This window comes from Actinomycetota bacterium (assembly GCA_040905475.1).
In the GTDB taxonomy this organism is placed as follows: Bacteria; Actinomycetota; AC-67; order AC-67; family AC-67; genus DATFGK01.
In genome coordinates this window covers 1-16,458 of sequence record JBBDRM010000159.1, presented here as the reverse complement: position 1 = coordinate 16,458, position 16,458 = coordinate 1, and the positions used below count along the sequence as shown (strand labels likewise).

17 protein-coding genes are annotated in these 16,458 nt (G+C 68.1%); 7 read left to right on the top strand and 10 right to left on the bottom strand.

Going from position 1 to position 16,458, the window contains the following annotated elements; genetic code table 11:
* The first annotated feature begins 292 nt into the window (after positions 1–292).
* Positions 293–802 carry a hypothetical protein gene (locus tag WEB06_19550; protein ID MEX2557812.1) on the top strand — a complete coding sequence of 170 codons (510 nt, stop codon included), beginning with the start codon at positions 293–295 and terminating at the stop codon, positions 800–802.
* A gap of 385 nt (positions 803–1,187) precedes the next feature.
* Here WEB06_19550 and WEB06_19545 read toward each other — a convergent pair whose 3' ends face one another.
* Both WEB06_19545 and WEB06_19540 read right to left on the bottom strand, forming a co-directional pair.
* Positions 1,188–1,973 (bottom strand): hypothetical protein, encoded by a 786-nt coding sequence (locus WEB06_19545; GenBank protein ID MEX2557811.1) that lies wholly within the window; start codon positions 1,971–1,973, stop codon positions 1,188–1,190.
* 6 nt (positions 1,974–1,979) lie between these two features.
* Complete coding sequence (locus tag WEB06_19540) at positions 1,980–2,414, bottom strand: hypothetical protein (GenBank protein ID MEX2557810.1); 435 nt, start codon at positions 2,412–2,414, stop codon at positions 1,980–1,982.
* A gap of 139 nt (positions 2,415–2,553) precedes the next feature.
* On the opposite strand from WEB06_19540, the gene WEB06_19535 reads away from it, so the two are divergent.
* Positions 2,554–3,786 carry an HAD-IA family hydrolase gene (locus WEB06_19535; GenBank protein MEX2557809.1) on the top strand — a complete coding sequence of 411 codons (1,233 nt, stop codon included), beginning with the start codon at positions 2,554–2,556 and terminating at the stop codon, positions 3,784–3,786.
* A 1-nt stretch (position 3,787) separates the two neighbouring features.
* Here the strand turns inward: WEB06_19535 and dprA are convergent, their stop codons facing one another.
* The gene (dprA, locus tag WEB06_19530; GenBank protein MEX2557808.1) at positions 3,788–4,717 is read right to left on the bottom strand and encodes a DNA-processing protein DprA; all 930 of its coding nucleotides are present in this window, start codon (positions 4,715–4,717) and stop codon (positions 3,788–3,790) included.
* Between the two features lie 162 nt (positions 4,718–4,879).
* A complete protein-coding gene (locus WEB06_19525) occupies positions 4,880–5,737 on the bottom strand; it encodes an XRE family transcriptional regulator (GenBank protein ID MEX2557807.1) in 858 nt (285 codons plus the stop codon).
* Positions 5,738–5,943: 206 nt separating this feature from the next.
* Here WEB06_19525 and WEB06_19520 point away from each other — a divergent pair, with 206 nt between their 5' ends.
* The 3 genes from WEB06_19520 to WEB06_19510 are packed head-to-tail and all read left to right on the top strand — an operon-like array spanning position 5,944 to position 7,975.
* Positions 5,944–6,225, top strand: coding sequence for a hypothetical protein (locus WEB06_19520; protein ID MEX2557806.1), 282 nt, complete (start codon positions 5,944–5,946; stop codon positions 6,223–6,225).
* Between the two features lie 5 nt (positions 6,226–6,230).
* Positions 6,231–6,671 (top strand): hypothetical protein, encoded by a 441-nt coding sequence (locus WEB06_19515; GenBank protein MEX2557805.1) that lies wholly within the window; start codon positions 6,231–6,233, stop codon positions 6,669–6,671.
* Positions 6,668–7,975: a hypothetical protein gene (locus tag WEB06_19510; protein ID MEX2557804.1), complete on the top strand. Its 1,308-nt coding sequence runs from the start codon at positions 6,668–6,670 to the stop codon at positions 7,973–7,975. The genes WEB06_19515 and WEB06_19510 overlap by 4 nt, the downstream gene beginning before the upstream one ends.
* A gap of 499 nt (positions 7,976–8,474) precedes the next feature.
* Here the strand turns inward: WEB06_19510 and WEB06_19505 are convergent, their stop codons facing one another.
* From WEB06_19505 to WEB06_19490, 4 genes are read right to left on the bottom strand one after another with little or no spacing between them, the layout of a single operon-like run.
* Positions 8,475–9,773, bottom strand: coding sequence for a nucleotide disphospho-sugar-binding domain-containing protein (locus tag WEB06_19505; GenBank protein MEX2557803.1), 1,299 nt, complete (start codon positions 9,771–9,773; stop codon positions 8,475–8,477).
* Between the two features lie 7 nt (positions 9,774–9,780).
* Positions 9,781–10,605: a PEP/pyruvate-binding domain-containing protein gene (locus WEB06_19500; protein MEX2557802.1), complete on the bottom strand. Its 825-nt coding sequence runs from the start codon at positions 10,603–10,605 to the stop codon at positions 9,781–9,783.
* Entirely contained in the window at positions 10,602–12,299 is a 1,698-nt protein-coding gene (locus WEB06_19495) for a PEP-utilizing enzyme (protein MEX2557801.1), read from the bottom strand. Before WEB06_19495 ends, WEB06_19500 begins: the two co-directional genes overlap by 4 nt.
* A complete protein-coding gene (locus tag WEB06_19490) occupies positions 12,283–12,918 on the bottom strand; it encodes a TetR/AcrR family transcriptional regulator (GenBank protein ID MEX2557800.1) in 636 nt (211 codons plus the stop codon). The genes WEB06_19495 and WEB06_19490 overlap by 17 nt, the downstream gene beginning before the upstream one ends.
* Before the next feature lie 358 nt (positions 12,919–13,276).
* Between WEB06_19490 and WEB06_19485 the strand changes: the two genes are divergently transcribed.
* On the top strand, positions 13,277–14,254 hold the full coding sequence (locus tag WEB06_19485) for a site-specific integrase (protein MEX2557799.1): 978 nt from the start codon (positions 13,277–13,279) through the stop codon (positions 14,252–14,254).
* A gap of 2 nt (positions 14,255–14,256) precedes the next feature.
* Positions 14,257–14,424, top strand: a complete 168-nt coding sequence (locus tag WEB06_19480; protein MEX2557798.1) for a hypothetical protein — start codon at positions 14,257–14,259, stop codon at positions 14,422–14,424.
* 436 nt (positions 14,425–14,860) lie between these two features.
* Here the strand turns inward: WEB06_19480 and WEB06_19475 are convergent, their stop codons facing one another.
* Complete coding sequence (locus WEB06_19475) at positions 14,861–15,244, bottom strand: VOC family protein (protein MEX2557797.1); 384 nt, start codon at positions 15,242–15,244, stop codon at positions 14,861–14,863.
* A gap of 7 nt (positions 15,245–15,251) precedes the next feature.
* Positions 15,252–16,037, bottom strand: coding sequence for an ArsR family transcriptional regulator (locus WEB06_19470; GenBank protein ID MEX2557796.1), 786 nt, complete (start codon positions 16,035–16,037; stop codon positions 15,252–15,254).
* Positions 16,038–16,458 lie beyond the last annotated feature (421 nt).

The window sequence follows — 16,458 nt, the reverse complement described above, 5'->3', positions numbered from 1 at the left end:
CTGGTGTAGAGGACCCTCTATCGAAACCGGCGAACGTTGGCGGTCAAACCACTAGCTCGTCGACTGACAACTTGCCGGTGCGCTCGATCCGCGACCACTTTGCTTGTGACACGCCCACGTGGGCGGCGACGTCCTCTTGCGAGAGCTCGCGGGCCGCACGCAGCTCCCTAATGCGGGCTGCGAGGCTGCTCAGCATATCTCCGGGGGCATGCATTTTTGAATGGATGGATGGAAGCGAGCCAAGGACGTTACAGGAGTTACCCATCCGATCCGAATTCAATAATGAATGGAGATGGCCGTTGTCAACGAATCCGATCGCGCCTCGCTCCGGCCGGGAGAACGTCGTGAGCCCGTCGTCGTCGCGCTTGGCAGCGCCGACGGCGAGCTATTCACTTCTGAATGCGTCGCGACACGAGTCGCGCCTGAGCGGGCATACCCCTTGCTGCTCGAACGACGGCTCCTTCTCGATGACGCAACCGCTTCGGGATTCGATGGAGCTGAGGCTGCGGCCGCTCTCAACGCCGCCGCGCTCGAGGCCAGGGTCGAGGTCGCTCTCGACGCGCCGTCGAGCGCATACTTGCGGAGCCTCGCGAGGCCAGCTGCGACGGTCGTCGCCGCGAAATTCCTGGCATCGGTTCCGGTCCGCCTGTACCCACGAGCGGTCACCGTGGCGCCACGGACCGCGATCGAGCAAGGAGCGGTCAGGGAGGCGGTCGCCTGGGAGCGGGCAAGCGTCGCCGCTGGACGGACGATGGCGGAGTGGGGCTTTCTTGTCCTTATCCGGTCAGCGATCCGCGGCTGATCCAATGCTTCGACACGCGACAGGGGGGTGACCGTGTTTGGGCGCCGCCGCTTCGGTTGCGCTGCCTGTCCCCGTCCCAACGCGAGCTCACGGGTGCTTTTGGTTGTGGACAAGGGCCGCGCCATCGCCCCGAGCTGCGCGAGCGGCGTGCGGATGAGCCGGAGCTCCGTTGGAAGTGCTCGGCTGGAGGTCATGGTGCGCTGGATCGCCGTGGCCGGCTCCGCAGATGCGGCGACGCTCGACCGGGCGGCGGCTCTCGCGGAGGCCGCGGGTGGTCGCCCAATCATGAGCGCGCCGATGAGGTGTTCAACGCCGCGCAGCTGCGCCGCCGTGTCGGGCCGGCCCGCGCTGCCCAAGCCGTGTCGGTGCTCGCCGAGGGAAGCTGTCACCGCGTCTGACGGCGCCGGTGCTTCTTACGCGGCGCCGATTCGTCGACGGGCTCGGGGAGCGTTTCGCCGACCGGCGGTGTAGAGGCTTCGTCGAGGCTTTCGCGTTCGAGTGCGAGCCACAGCTCAACGCGCCGCTCCGCGTCCGCAAGGTCGGTGTCCGTTAGCTGAACAAACCTCCCGCTCTGGTCCGAGTTCCAGAGCCGCATTGGGCCGCTGAGGTGCTGGGCAAGGACAGTGATGCTGACACCGAGCGTTCGGAAGGCGAGCATCTGCAGCTGCTCGAGCGAGAGCCGCTGCGGGTTGTAGTTCTGGAGGAGCCCGATCGCGACCTGCGCTGCGGGAGACCCGGACCCGATGGCGTGGAAGCCGCGATCGGTGTACCAGCTGCCTGTGTTGTCCTCGTCGATCTCGAGCAGCCAGTAGCCGTCGCTGTCGGATCCCATCGCGAGGAGCCGCCCACCGAGCTTTCGTTTAGCTTCGGCGATGTCATTCGGGACGTAGTTCGCGTAGACGGACATGAGCACCGGCCGCACGGTCTGGCAGAGCAGGTGGCGCACGCCTTCGCGCTCCATGTGCGGGTCGAAGCCGTCCTGTGCCAGCCGACGCGAGATCGCGCGGGCGACGAGGTCGCGCACCGCCCACGAGCCCGTGTAGCCGAACAGGAGCCCCTGGTCGTCCCAGATCTTCTCGACCTGTGTGCGGGTTCCGTCGGCTTCGGTTGCTTGGCTGTCGGCGCCCATGACGCCGCAGGCCTGGGCGACGAAGCCGACGACAAGTGTCATCTCGCGCTAGCGGACGACCGAGCGAGTGGCGTACTCAGGGAACGCAGCGTAAATCTCGCGCAGCAACCGCGAGAATGACTTCGAGGTGACGTACGAGCCGATCGAGCTGACCCAGTCGCGCGTCTGCTTTGGCAACGCGTCATGGAGTTCGGCAACGCGTGCTTTGCCGGCTTCGCTGAGCGTGTAGCTCTCGTAGCGGCCATGCTGCTCGGCGCGGAGCAGGCCGCGCGTGAGCAGCTGGTCGCGGAGCACGTAGACGCCGGAGTCGAATGGGCCGTAGCTGTAGGGGCTGAAGTCGAAGTAGCTGCGCCATTCGCTTGGGCCGCGCTGCGAGACGAGGAAGGCACCTTTCATGAGTCGAATCGGATCGAACTCGAAGGGGCCGGTCGCGCCGGCGGCGATCAGCAGCACCACGTCCTCCGGGCGGATCTGCTCGTCCATCGCTCCTCCTCGTCCGGCGCCCGTCCTCGAGCACCCCATTGTTTCGGATGGTAGAGCGGCCGGTGGTCGGCGCCCAGCCCAGGCCGCAAGTAGAACCGTCACTCCGGGTTCCTGCCGGGGGCCCCGTAACCTAGCGCCGATGGAGATCGACGCAGTGATCTTCGACCTCGACGAGACGCTGCTGGATACGAGCGCGCTCCGCGAGGCTCGACAGCAGCAGCGCTGGAGCGAGGTGATGCGCCGCCTTGACGAGGTGCAGCCCTACCGCTTGCCGGAGGCCGACGTGGAGGTGATCGATGTGCCGCTGCGGCTGCGGGAGGAGGGGATCCGCGTCGGCGTGCTGACCGCGAGTCCGAGGCACTACGCGGAGGCACTTTTGGAGCATTTCGGGATCGTCCACGACGGCCTGGTGACGGGCTCGGATGGGTACGCGGCGAAGCCCGATCCGGCCGGGCTGCTCGCACTCGCCGAGCAGCTGGGCGTCGCGATCGCCCGCTGCGCGCACGTCGGTGACCTCGACACGGATGTCGCCGCCGCCGTCTCGGCGGGCGCGATCGCGGTCGGTGTCTGCTGGTCGACACGTGCCCCGCAGAGCTGGCGCCGCTGGTGGCCCGAGGTCGCAATCTCCGAGCCGAGGCGGCTGCTCGAGCTGGCAGAGGGCGAGAAGCTGGTCCTGTTCGCCGAGGCGGCGCTCGCGGGGAGCCCGGTCGCGTGGCACTGGGGGACACTCGCCGCGGTCGAAGACGGCGTCTTCGCCTGCGGGCGCTACTTCCAAACAAGCGACTCGCGTCATCTCTCATCACCGCTGAGCACGCTCGTCCTGACTGCGAAGGAGGACCCTGCCGGCGCGGCGCGGGTGGCGGAGCTGCTGGCCGGCCTCGGCGCGAATCCCGCTTGGGAGGGGTTCGATCGGGTCTGTTCGGTGCCGCCGAAGCCCGGTGCCGTCTACGACCGGTTCGCGGTCGTCCGCGCCGAGCTGGCGCCGCACTTCGGGGCCGAGGACGGCGGAGGGAACCTCGAGATGCTGTTCGACGTGCCGAACTACAAGCAGCTGAACCACGATGCGCGTCGCGTCGCGAATCGCGACCGCTTCCGCGCGCACGACGTCAACCTCCAGCGGGTGCTGCTGATCGACGACGTGATCACGAGCGGCGGCCAGGCGGAAGCCTGCCGTGACGCGTTGCGCGCGGCGGGCACGGGCGAGGTCGTCGTTGTCGGGTTGACGTTGACGCAAGATCCCCTGCCGGAGGTCTGCCCGGAGTGCGGAGAGGGGGTTCTACGCGTCTACCGTCGTGGCAGCGACGGCCGCCCGTTTCTCGGCTGCCCGAACTACTTCCGCACGGGCTGTTCGTACAAGCGCGACGCGGGCTAGGCTAGGCGGTGAGGCCGGGAATGACCAGGGACTCCTGGTCATCGGCAGTCGCCGAGGTGGCTGCGACTTCGACCTCGTTGAGGAAGTCGCCGATCTCGTCGCGGCGGACGGGACGAGCGAGCGGCCGCGGTCCGAGCTGGGCGCACAGCTTGGTAGCGGTCTTCCAGGCCGGCAAGAGCTCGTATAGATCGGCGGCCGGTCGCTCGAGCAGCACCCGCAGGCCTTCGCTCTTTCCGTTCTCGTTCCGCGGCTCGGGACAGAAGATCTGCCGGCGCTGTTCGGCGGCGAAGCGCGCAGTGTGCAGAGTGCCGCCTTTGGTCCCGGTCTGCGCGATCACGACCGCACCCGACATGCCGCTTTGGAGGCGGTCGCGCTGGATCAGGTTGCGCGCGATCGGTGGCGCGCCGAAGGGCAGCTCGCTGACGAGGGCGCCGCCGGAGGCGAGGATCGCGTTTGCGAGCGCGGTGTTCTCGCGCGGGTAGACGCGGTCGAGGCCGCAGCCGAGGATCGCAACGGTGCGGCCGCCGGCCGCGACTGCGGTTTGATGAGCGAGCGCATCTATGCCCTTGGCGAGGCCGCTGACGATCACCCAACCCGCGTCGCTGAGCGCTTCGGTCAGTTGCTGGGCGGCGCTGGTGCCGAACTGAGTTGGTTCGCGGGTGCCGACGACCGCGACTGCGCGCGGGTCGCTGACCGGCCCGAGGTCGCCGCGAACGTAGAGAACGGGCGGCGGGTCGGGAATCTGGCGCAGCAGCGGCGGGTAGGCGTCGTCGAAGTAGGTGAGGACCGAGATGCCGGCCTGCCCGTACTCGTGGAGAAGCTCGCGTGTTCGTTCGCGTGCTAGCTCAAGCTGAGCTGTGTCGACGGGCGGGTCGGACCAACCCGAGCGGATTGCTGCCTTGAGCGCCGTTGCGGGGCCGATCCGCGGCATGCTTTGTAAGGCGAGCATGGCATCAGCTGAGCGGAGGTCAAGCGGCATCAGGCTCGCGGAGAGGCTAACGGACAGCTCGGAAGACACACAGCCAGACTAGCGAACGTGTGTTCGTGTGTCCAGACGGAGTTTTGCGCACGCCGGGGCCACCGCTCGATTCGGCTAGCGGCAGGTCGCCGGCTCCGGTTGGCGCAGGCCAAGGTTGAGAAGTCGAAAGCTCATCGCCTCTTGGCTGACCTCGTAGCGCTTCGCGAGCCGGGCGAGTGAATAGTCGGCGGCTTCTTCGATCAGGTGCTTCTCCGGCATCAGGAGCTCGGCGGCGAAGTTGTTTGCTTCGCGTTCGTTCTGTGGGTCGTAGCCCGGGGGTTCGCCATCGGAGGTTGTCGGGACAGCGTAATCGAACATGCTTCCGTCGGAGTGGGCAAGCACGAAGTGGCCGAGTTCATGGGCGGCGGAGAAGCGTTGCCGCACCGGGTGTTGGTTTGAGTTGACGCCGATCACGGCGCGCCCGTCGGCGCGAAGCAGGAAAGCCGAGAGCGCATCGGGGAGTGGCGAGAAGAAGAGTCCGACACCGAGCCGGCGGGCGATCGCTTTCACGTTGACGGGGATCGACTCCTGACTCGTTCGCTTGCGCGCCTCTCGGGCTGCACTCTCGGGCGACGAGGAGCGCACGACGGTCTTCGGCTCGGGTTGCGGCTGCCGTTCGATCTCATCGATGAAGCGCATCACCGCGCGTTGGAGCTCGGGGAGCGGCAGCTCTGCCGTCGCCGCGCGGAAGGTCATGCCGACGGTATCGCCGCCGGTCCGCATCGGGGTCAGGAAGTACTCGATATCGCGGGCGAAGAGATCGCTCAGAATCGCGAGCTCGTCGACCCGCGGTGACCGCCTGCCGGCTTCGAGTTGCGAGATCGCCGCCTGCGAAAGCTCCAGTGCGCGCGCCACGTCCGCCTGCGACAGGCCGGACTCGACGCGGGCGCTGCGGACGCGCGCGCCGATCTGCTGGGTGATCTCGCTAGGCACTGGGGATAGCAGGGCCGCGTGTCGCCACGTCGACCACCACTGCTATGATGAGTTGGCCCAATCCATTACGTCAATGATAACAGGTCAGGGCTGCTTCACGAAGGAGGTGGCGAGCAACGAGGCAGTTCATGGCCGCAAGTGTAGTGGGCGGGGGCGACATCGACCCCAGCGGGGATCCGTCTCCGCCCGGACAAGGAGTACTCAGCTTGGCCGCAACCTCTTCCCCCACCAAGAAGAAGCAGCAGGTGAAGATCACCTACAACGGCACCACCCTCGACTTCGACTACAACCCGCACCAAGCGGCGCAGGCGTTGTACCAGCACGCGTTCCACGAGTTCCACGTGCCGGAGTCGGAGCGCGAGGCGCTCACGCTGTACCTGCCCGACAACACGACCGAGGTGAACCGCAACGTGAGCCTCGAGGACGCGGGTGTGCAGCCGGACACGACGCTGATCCTCCGCCCGCGCCAGGCTGGCGGCGGACGCTAACGGCGATGCTGACGATCGCCCAGGAGGTGCTCGGACAGTCGTTCGAGCGCCTCCGCCGCTGCGGTGCCGGCCGCGAGGAGTGCGTCGTCGTGTGGACGGGCGCGCTCGAGCGCCCCGGCTACGCCGACGAGGTGATCCTCCCCCGCCATACCGCCTCGGCCGTGCACTACGACATCGATCCCGTCTGGATCGGTGAGCTTTGGCTCGACCTCGCCGAACGCAAGCGCGCGGTCCGCTGCCAAGTCCACACCCATCCCGGCGCCGCCTACCACTCCTCTCGCGACGACTCCCTCGCGCTGATCCACACGCCCGGATACCTCTCGCTTGTCCTGCCACGCTTCGCGACCGGCCCCGTTAGCCTCGGCGGCAGCTACCTGACGATCCGCGACGAGACCGGCGCCTGGCACCCGCTCGACCCGGCGAGCACGATCGAGGAGCAAGCATGACCCACGTCCTCGCCGGCTCGCGCACGGCGCGGCTCCTCAACCACGTCTTCTTCGATGGCGAAGCGGACGAGGCGAAGATCAGCGACGGACTGCGCGCCACGCGAGTGCGGCTCGTCGCCGACTCTGCCAACGTCGCGACGCGAGCTGGACAGGCCGCAGTCGTTACCACCTTCCAGCTGGTCGCGCGGATGGGGATCGGGATCGAGCTGCTCGTCGCGGATGTTCCGCTCGTCACCATCGTGCAGCCGCTGCGTCGCCCAACGCTCGCGGCCGCGCTGCTCGAGCTCGGCTCCGACCTCATCCCCGACACGATCGCCAGCACAGAGGCGGTCCACTCGCACGTCACTCTCGCCTTTGGCGACACGACCAGCGCCACCGATGCGATCGTCGTCGAGGCAGACGAGCTTTCCTGCCGACTCACGATCAGCGGTAGCCGCGAACCGACCCGGATCAGCTCCGATTGTCCGCTCGGCGCGATGGCCGCCGCCGCCGCAGCCGCCGCGATCGCGCTACAGGGGGCGCTGCCGCAGATCGAATCGGCAACCGGCCGCAGGATGACCACGAGACCGCGCCCGCCGGCCGGGCCGCCGGTCGAGATCGACCTGCGCGTGCTCTTTCCGGACATCGAGGTGGGCGCGCACCGATTCGGTTGCATCGACGCGATCAGCGGTGGCGCCGTCACCAACAGCCTCCTCCACACCCTGCTCTGGCTCCCACAGGTCACCGCCGGGGTACGCGTCATCGAGCGCGAGCCGGCCGACCTCACCAACCTCAACCGCTACACGCAGCTCCGGGCGAGTGACGACACTCGCCTGAAGATCGACGTGCTCGCCGAAGGAACCACCAACGACGTCACGATCACCGGCGTCGAGGCGCTGTTCACCGCCGAGACGCGAGAAGCGATTCTGCCCCTCGCCGAGCACGTGATGGTCGGTGTCGACCGCATCGAAGCGCGCTGGTGGGTCCAACAGGAGTGGCCAGCACACCTCTACATCGGCGCAACTGACAACGAGTCCGCCGTGCTGACGACACATCAGCCCAGCCAGCCATGCGCAGGCTGCGCCCACCCAGACCCGCTCCCACCACTGGATCCCGATGACTTCATCCCGACGATCTCGGTCGTCTCGTTCTGGGGCGGCTTCCTCCAGGCGCTCGCGCTGCTCACGCCGCCGGGTCTTGCGCGTCGGCTGACCGTGTTCCCGTTTGCGCTTGGCGGCGAGTGGTGGTTCCACACTTCAGAGCTGCCGGAGGGCGCGCGCTGCCCCGTCGGCTGCGACGCATCCCGCGGGGCGGAGGCCGCCTGACTCGACGCAGGCGAGGCTCTGCGGTCGTCGCCGGACGAAGGAGACGCGACCGTCGAGAAGCGGATGAACGGAGCCTCGAGAGTCGAACTCGAGAACGGATCTTGGTGCGGCTTTCTACCGCGATCCGGCGCGTGCTCGATCTGAAAGCTCCATAAACGGCTCCATACCTGATGCACGTTGGAGGTCGTGCAAGTCGATCCGAAGGAAATAGCGCCGATTTACTGGGATTTTGCAGAGCCCTCTGACGGACTCGAACCGTCGACCCCCTCCTTACCATGGAGGTTTCGGAGCGTCACGCGCGTGCACGCGCGATCACTCGCGACACAGTTTTCCCTGCAAATCGAGCCGAGCGAGGCGTTGAAGATGCGTCGCGAGGCGTCGCGCGTGTCGTTTCTGATGTGTCCGTTTTGTGTCCGCGGGCTGATGCCGAACTAGGCAACGCTCATCAGCCGTGCCCACTCGCGAGCACTCCTCGCCGGGGCGCTCACGCACTGCGATCTCACGACCGCGCCCGACGGGGCCCGCCGACCTTCGTCGGCGAACCCAACGGCTCTGCAGGGCGTTGATCGGGGGCTGAGAGCGCCTCGAGCTCCTGGACGGCTCGGCCCTCGTGCACAGCGATGGCTTCGGCCATGCGCCCTGCGCCCTCTCTGAAACGGGGGTCGTTCAGGAGCTGCACGATCGCCCGCTTCAGCGAGGAACGTCGTGCGCGACCGCCCAGCCTGCGGCCGGCTCCGGCGGCAACCACGCGCGCGGCGTTTTCGAACTGGTCGTTCTTCAGCGGGATGCAGAGTAGGGGGACGCCGTGGGCGAGAGCCGCCATTACGGTGCCGAGGCCGGCATGGGTGACGACGAGCCGGGCGCCGGGTAGCACTCTTTCATGCGGAATGAAGCGGTGGAGGGCCGCGCTTGCGGGTACGCGGAGGTTGTCAGGCGCGAGGACCGGACCGAGGGTAAGTAGGACGCGGACCGGCAGCACCTCGAGCGCGTCGAGGACGCGCTGGACGACGTCCTGGGCGGCGAATCGGCTGCTGAAGCTGACGACGACGAGAGGTTCGGAGCCGCCCGTTGCGGTTCGGAGATCCAGCGGCTCGCGCTTCCATGAGCCGTCCAGTTGCGGCCCGATGTAGCGCACGTTCGAGGGCAGCGAAGCCGGTGGAGGGTCGAACGCGGTGGTCGTGAGGACGAGCAGTCGTCTGACGCTGAGGAGTTGGTCAGACGCAGACGCGACCGGGGTCAGCCCGATCCGTGCCCTCGTCTGGTTGAGATCGTGGAGCGAGCGCCTGTTGAGGCGGCGGGCGAGTGCGCTGATAGCGGCGTCGCGCAGACGTCCGGCCGGTCCGGCGGCGGGCTCGAGGGCCGGCCCGAACGGCGCTCGCGAAGAGGCCGGCAGGCAGAAGGCTGTGTGCATCAGCGCCGCCGTCGGGACGCCGGCGTGCTCGCCTGCTGCAATAGCACCGGCGAGCATGAAGTCGACGACGAGGGCGTCCGCGGGGGCCCGTTCGAGCTCTAAGAGAACGTCCCCGGCGAAGGCACGTGTGGGGGCGGCGCGGGCGAGCTCCAAGCTGAGGAGGGCGGCGCGTGCCCGCCCGAGCACTGGCGCTCCGCCCGGGGAGGCAACACGGTTCGGGACGTGGGCGTAGACGGCGAACGCGCAGCCCGCTTCGTCGACCTGAAGCCGTAGCGATCGCGGGCCGAGCACTCGAACGGAATGCCCGCGCAATCGGAGCTGTCGTGCGATTGCGAGCGTGGGCAGAACGTTCCCGCCCCCGTCCCAGGTCGCGAACAGGAAGCGCATCGGTTCCTCAGGACGCGAGCGAGGCGGCGCGGGTCACCGCCCGGCACTGAAGCAAGTGGAGCTCGTCGCCTCTGAGTGCCCATTCAAGGTCGAGGGCGCCCGAGAACACTCCGCCGCAGCGCTCGGCGAGCTGAGCCAGTGCCGCGAGCTGACTGTCGTCGAGGCAGAGCGCTCGAACGCGTTCGCCCGAGATCGCGACCTCTTCCGTCCCCCCATCGAGCGCGAGCCTGATGGCGAGATCCTTCGCACCGGCAACCCGCTCGAGAACGGTGCCGTCTTTCGCGACCCGGAAGCGATCCGGTGTGACAAGCCCGGCCACGACCGCCTCGCCCAGTCCCCAGGCCGCCTCGACCACGAGCTCGTCCGCGCCGTCGAGCGGGCTCCGAGTGAAGAGGACGCCGGCGCAATCGGCATCGACGAGCTCCTGGACGACGACAGCAATGCGGGGACTTCCGGCAAGACCGAGCCGGCGCCGGTAGGCCAGGGCCGACTCCGAATGGGCAGAGCGCCGGACCGCCCGCACCGCCTCGGTCACGCCCGCAAGCGAGCGAACGTTGAGACGGGTGAGGTGCTGGCCGGCGAAACTCGCGCCCTCGGAGTCCTCGCCGACGGCCGACGAGCGGACGGCGAGCGGAGCGTGGAGGAGCGGCCACGTGCGCTCGAGCTCGGCGATCGCGGCCGGAGCACCGGCCGCGATCGCCTGCACGCGAGAGCGCGAGAGCGCGACCCCCGGTGGAACCGGGAGGCCGGCTCCGACGGCCACCGCGAGCTGCGCTGCCTTGCCACCGTAAAGCTCGGCGTCGAGGCTCTCCTCGAGGGGCGCAAGCCTCACGCGACGACCTCGACCTCGCCTCCAGCTCCGTCCACGCGCACGAGCGCGCCGTCCGGCAGCACCCTGGTCGCGTCCGTGCAGCCCACCACGCCCGGGATTCCGTACTCGCGCGCGACGATCGCCGCGTGCGAGAGCAGACCGCCGCGGTCGGTCACGATCGCGCCGAGGAGCGGCAGCACGATGTTGAATGCCGTCGTCGTCGAATTGGTCACGAGCACGTCGCCAGGCTCGATGCGATTGAACTCGCTCGTACCGCGAATGACGCGGGCCGTGCCCTCGTACACTCCAAGGCTGACACCGAGGCCGCGGACCTTCCGCGCCTCGGTTTGGGGCGGAGGCGCCACGAAGATCTCCTGCACGACCGCCCCGAGCGCACGCTCGAGCCGTGCCGCCGCGGGCGGCAGCCAATCGGGCGGAAGCGGCTCGCCCGGGTCCCCGCCGATGATCGGCGGCGCGTCCGTGTAGCGCGCCTCCAGGCGGTACCGCGCTCGCTCGGCGAGCTCTTCGCCGGACGCCCCCGTGCCGGAGCCAACGAGCGCCCGCAGCTCCGCGTAGTCCGCCTCGACGAGATGCGAAGGCTCGTCGATCACGCCCTGCGCCGCGAGTCGCCGGCCCGCCGCCAGGATCGCTCGCCGCATGATCCCGATCGCCCATAGGTCGGCGTACGTGCCTCTCTCGTCGCGGAGCCGGTACGTCAGCTTCGCTTCCTCGAGTAGCTCGTCGAACGCCGCGCGCTGCTCTCCGGGGACGGTGTCGCGGATCTCCGTCGTCCGTCTCGCGACCCCGTCGTCGGTTGGGGGCGACTCCGCCGACTCGAGCCCGGAACGAATCGCACCCACGATGAGCTCGGGCAACTCGATCACGCACGGCTCGCCAATGTCCTCGCCGTTTACCGGCCGGTATCCGACCCGATCGATGTACGCGCAGGCCGCATCGCCGGCCTCGCCGGGGAGCGAGCGCAGTGCGGCGAGCACTTCTCCCGGCTCGCCGGCGGAGTCGAGAACGGCTACCGCCGCCGAGTCCTCCCGCACTGCGTCGAGCAGCCGCTCCAGCTCGCGGTCGGCGCCGAGGGGGTCCGGGTTCGCGCCTTGGAGCAGGCTCAGCAGCTCCGCCCCGGGCCGCCCCGTCCACTCGCGCGCGTGCACGAGGAAGTCCCCGATCGGCGCCAGCGCGGGCATGTTGAAGAGGTGGTGGATGTACGCGCCGCGCTTCTGGTTCTCGCGGCAGCGGTCGAGGTAGGCGAGCAGATCCTCAGTGCCCAGCGCCGTCGGCTCGACCGCCAGCAGCTCCAGATGGTCGCGGATCGCGGTCGGTTTCACCTCGCGGTCCCAGCGCTCGAGCTCCTCGCGCCAGGGCTTGCGCTCGAACACGGTCGCGCTCGTCTCCAGCCGCGCTCGGATGTCGGGATGGTTCGCTGCGAGCTCCTCCCATACCTCGCGGGGCGGATGGCCAACCGCTTCCTGTGGGGCGGCAACCGGCCGGGGGCAGTAGTAGAAGAAGCCGTTGACGAAGGCGAGGTCCAGGTACTCGAGTAACGAGCCATAGCGCCGCAGGCCCTCGCTGAAGCCGGCGATCATCTGCTCAGGGAAGAGCTCTGCGTGGAAGCGCGTCGCGGGCCGCGTGAAGTGCGTCGGGTCGAGAAACCAGACACCCGGCCTCGGCGGCGCGAAGGTCTGTTCAGCGACGAGGGTCATCGTCATCATCCTCCTTGATGCTCGCCGGATTCCGGCGAAGTTCATTGGCCAGGACACGCACGGCCCAGGCGGCAGCCTTTCCCGCCTCCTCGCCGTCGAGCCCCCACTGGTCGCGCATCGCCTGCCAGGCAGGGGCGCTGACGAGCAGGTAGACGACTCCGAGCGCGCGCAGCCGCTCCTTCGGTTCGAGACCGTCCGTCAGCTCGCTCATCGCCCGCTCGAACTGCCGCTGCCTCCTGCGCCGGGTGCGCTCCCTAACGATGCGGGGCGCCTGCGAGTTGAGCATCGCCTTCACGAGCGGCCCGCTCTCGTCGTACGCGCGGTAGAGCTCGCGCACGAACTCGGGCAGACGGTCGGCCCGCTCCGGGTACGAGTGGAGGTGGATCTGCAAGCTCTCGTCTACCCACTCGGCCCAGGCGTCGAAGAGCGCCTCTCTCGTCGGGAAGTGGCGGTAGACGGTCCGCAACGAGACCCGGGCACGGCGAGCGACCAGCGGAATCGTCACCTCCTCCGTCGCCGGATCAGCCAGCACCTCCGTCACTGCCCGGAGGATGCGCAGCCGAGTCTGCTCCATCTGCTCCGCCCGGAGCGGACTCTCGTAGGGCCGTGTCGTGCTCATGTCACGTCCACAATAATTGAAGTCATGGTACCGTGTCAAGAGGACATATGTACGTGCCGTTGAATCGCACATCGCAAATTGATGCCTTTCGGCCCGACGACGCCTCTGAGCGTCGGCCTTTGCTTGAGTGCGGGGAAGTTCGGCCGCCGCGCCTGCTCAAGGCGCGCGCCCGCTTCCCAGACCGGCGTGGGTCTCGTGTCCGGCCTCTTCCCAATGCCCGCGCGCGGAGTCGACTCGCCGACCCCCTTTCTGCCGGAAGAAGGGTCATCGGAAGGAGTGCGCGGGATCCGCGCACGCGGCTGAGCTCCTTACGAGTCGGCGACTCTGTTTCTCGGGGATCGAGCAAGAGGAGGAGCCGGTGATCACGCAGCACGGACAGGTGATCAAGCTGAAGACGAGAGGCGCGGATGGCAAGCCGCTGTGGGCGTACCGCTATCGCGTCGACGGTCGTGGCTCCGCAAGGCCGCAGGTGGGCGGGTTCGCGAATCAAAGCGGGGCGTTGCAAGCGCTGAAGATCGCGCTCGAGCGGCTCCACCTTCGCAACGGGCGGGTCGCGCAGATCACGTTGAGCGAGCTCGTCGACGAGTACCTCGCGCAGCATGAGGCGGCACCGCGCACGATCGCGAAGCTGCGCTGGTTGCTAGCGAAGGCGACGTGCGCGTTCGGCGACCGCCGCATCGTCGATCTGCGATCTGATGAAATCGGCGCTTGGCGGACGACGCTGCCGGAGGGGCATCGCTTCGAGGCGACCCAGGCGCGGCGCCAGGTGCTGAACCGGGCGGTCGCCTGGAGGATCATCGACTCGAATCCGGCCAGGACGGGCGTCGACAATCCGCGCCGACAGCACCCGGAGAAGCGCCCGTTCGAGTCATGGGCGGAGATCGACGCGCTCGCCGAGCAGATCGGTTCCGTCTGCGGGCCGATGATCGTCTTCGCCGCCGCCACTGGTTTACGTCCTGGCGAATGGATCGCCCTCGAACATCGCGATCTCGACCGCGACGCGCGGGTCGTCTACGTGCGCAGGGCCTTCGCACACGGAAGGCTGCAGCGCACGAAGACTCGGCGGAGCACGCGCGCGGTGCCGCTGCAGGCGATCGCGTTGCAGGCTCTCGACCGGTTGCCGGCCAGACGCGAGACATCGCTGCTCTTTCCAGCGCCGCGCGGCGGCTATCTCGACCTGACAACTTCCGGCGCCGCGCCTGGAGACCCGCCCAGCGCGCCGCTGGGATCGAGCCGCTGCGGCGACCGTACGACCTGCGCCACACGTTCGCGACCTTCGCCTTGCGAGCCGGCATCTCCACCTTCGACCTCTCCCGCTTCATGGGCTCAAGCCTGACGATGATCGACCGCCACTACGGCCACCTCGCGCGCGACGGACGCGAGCACGCGGCCGCTCTCCTCGACTCGCTTGCGGCCTCGGACGCTGCAACCGCCGCGTGGACGCTCGGTGGACGTCGCCACGGGCAGCCGGAAAGCAGTCAGAAACGCGCCGCGGAGCGCTTCTGAGTGATCGGTGCCGCGCTTGGTGGACGTTTGGTGGACGTCGAGCGTCCAATCCGTCGTCTATCCAGCAAACGAAACCGGCTCGTATGCAGCGTCTTCTTCAGAGCCCTCTGACGGACTCGAACCGTCGACCCCCTCCTTACCATTTTGGGGTCGCGGCAACCGGTTGCAACCCACGGCAACGGTTTTTGCTCGTTTGAGCCGTTTTCGGCGCCTCCCGACTTGCGACCAGTTGCCACCGGTTGCGACCGCTAGGCTCCATAAACGCTCCATACTCTCTCGCGGTGTCCCGCGTGACGATCCACGGAGCGACGGTCGCATACCCCTCGGGAACCGGCTCTACCTTCGACGGCATTGTTCCGACCTCCTTACTTTCGGATTCGGTCTCACGCGTGCGGCCCGTCCGAAGATGCTCACGGTTCGTACCGCCACTCGGGCGTCATTGCTGCGCCGGTTGGAAGAGCTCGATCGGGTTGCCGGAGGGGTCGTCGAGCACGGTCTGCTGGCCGCCGGGTCCGCTGATGATCTCGTTGCGGAAGCTGACGCCGGCGGAGCGGAGCCGCTCGACCTCGGCGGCGATGTCGTCGACGATGAAGTGGATGCGGTTCCAGCCGCCTGGTTGGGGTTGGCGTCCGTCTGGCATAGGTCGTCCGGCCGAGCTCTTGGGGCCGGCGAGTAGCAGCCGGAGATTGCCGCGGGTGACCTCAGCGAACGCGGGTGAGGCGTTGTGGCCGAGTTGGAAGCCGAACTGGCCGGTGTAGAAGTCGACCGCCCGTTCGATGTCGTCGACCATGTAGCGGACGCTGACGATTCCTTGGTTCATGCTCAGGTCACCTCCTTGGTTGCTTGGTTGCTTGGTCGTTGATGCGGTTGAGCAGGTAGCGGATGCGGGTCTCCAGTTCGGCCGCGGTGCGCTCGAAGGCGGCGTAGGTCTCGGTCTCGCTGCCGGGCTCCGCGGCGGGGTCGGCAATGCTCCAGTGGATCGTCTGCGGCGCGCCGGGGAACTCGGGGCAGACCTCGCGCACGCGGTCACAGAGGCTGATCACGTAGTCGAACCGTCTGCGGGTGAACGTGTTCAGGTGCTTGGGGCGATGATCGGAGAGGTCGAGACCGCGCTCGCTCATCGCCCGCACCGCGTTCGCGTGCAGCGGTTTCGGGTTGCTGCCGGCGCTGACTGCCTCGACCGTGTTGCCGGAAAGCTGCCGCAGCAACGCTTCCGCGATCTGAGAACGGGTGCTGTTACCGGTACAAAGAAACAGCACGCGTGGCGTCCGTCGTCTGTGTTCGTTCTCGAGGGTCGAGCGCGTGAACCGCAGACCGGGGTGTAGCGCTGCGCCGGACCGGCTGAGGAGCTCGCCGCAGCGATCGAGGTCGAGTCTGTAGTAGGCGTCGCGACCGTCCTGCGAGCTGCGGCGCGCCGAGACGATTTCGGCGGCCCGCAACCGGCGCAGGTGGTAGGAGACAAGGCTCTGCGGCTCCCCTAGCGAGGCGCTCAGCTCGCGCACCTGACGGTCGCTGTGCGCGAGCTCGTTTAAGAGCCGCCAGCGCAACCGATGCCCGGCGAGCTGGAACAGCAGCGGCGGCAGCGTCTCCCTGGCCTGGGCGTTCGCACTCATGATTCGCAAAATACATCAAAACAGATTCATGGATTGCGAAGCGACATCCGCACGCCGGCGGGACTGATCGGACGTTGTCTCGCCCGTACGGAATCCGCGCGGGAGGCCGGCGGTCGTCCGCGCCGAGAACAGAAGATCACAAAGCGCCTATTTGCACGCACTCTAAGAATCCTGAATTACACGCTGGAGCCGGCATTTCGTACCAGCTCGAACCGGCTGTGACTGGCTACGACCCGCTGCTACCTGGCAGGGCTTGTGAAGTACGTACGTAGTGGATTTGGTGGCGGGCTAGGCAACGAAGCGCATGGAACGGAAGGTCGCAGTCCGCAGGCGGGGGAGCGGGCCGCTGCTAGGCTGCGAACGGTTGCGCGAGCGCTCCTCCTCCCGAACATTTCAGGGAGCGAGCGCGGCCCGTGGTCGA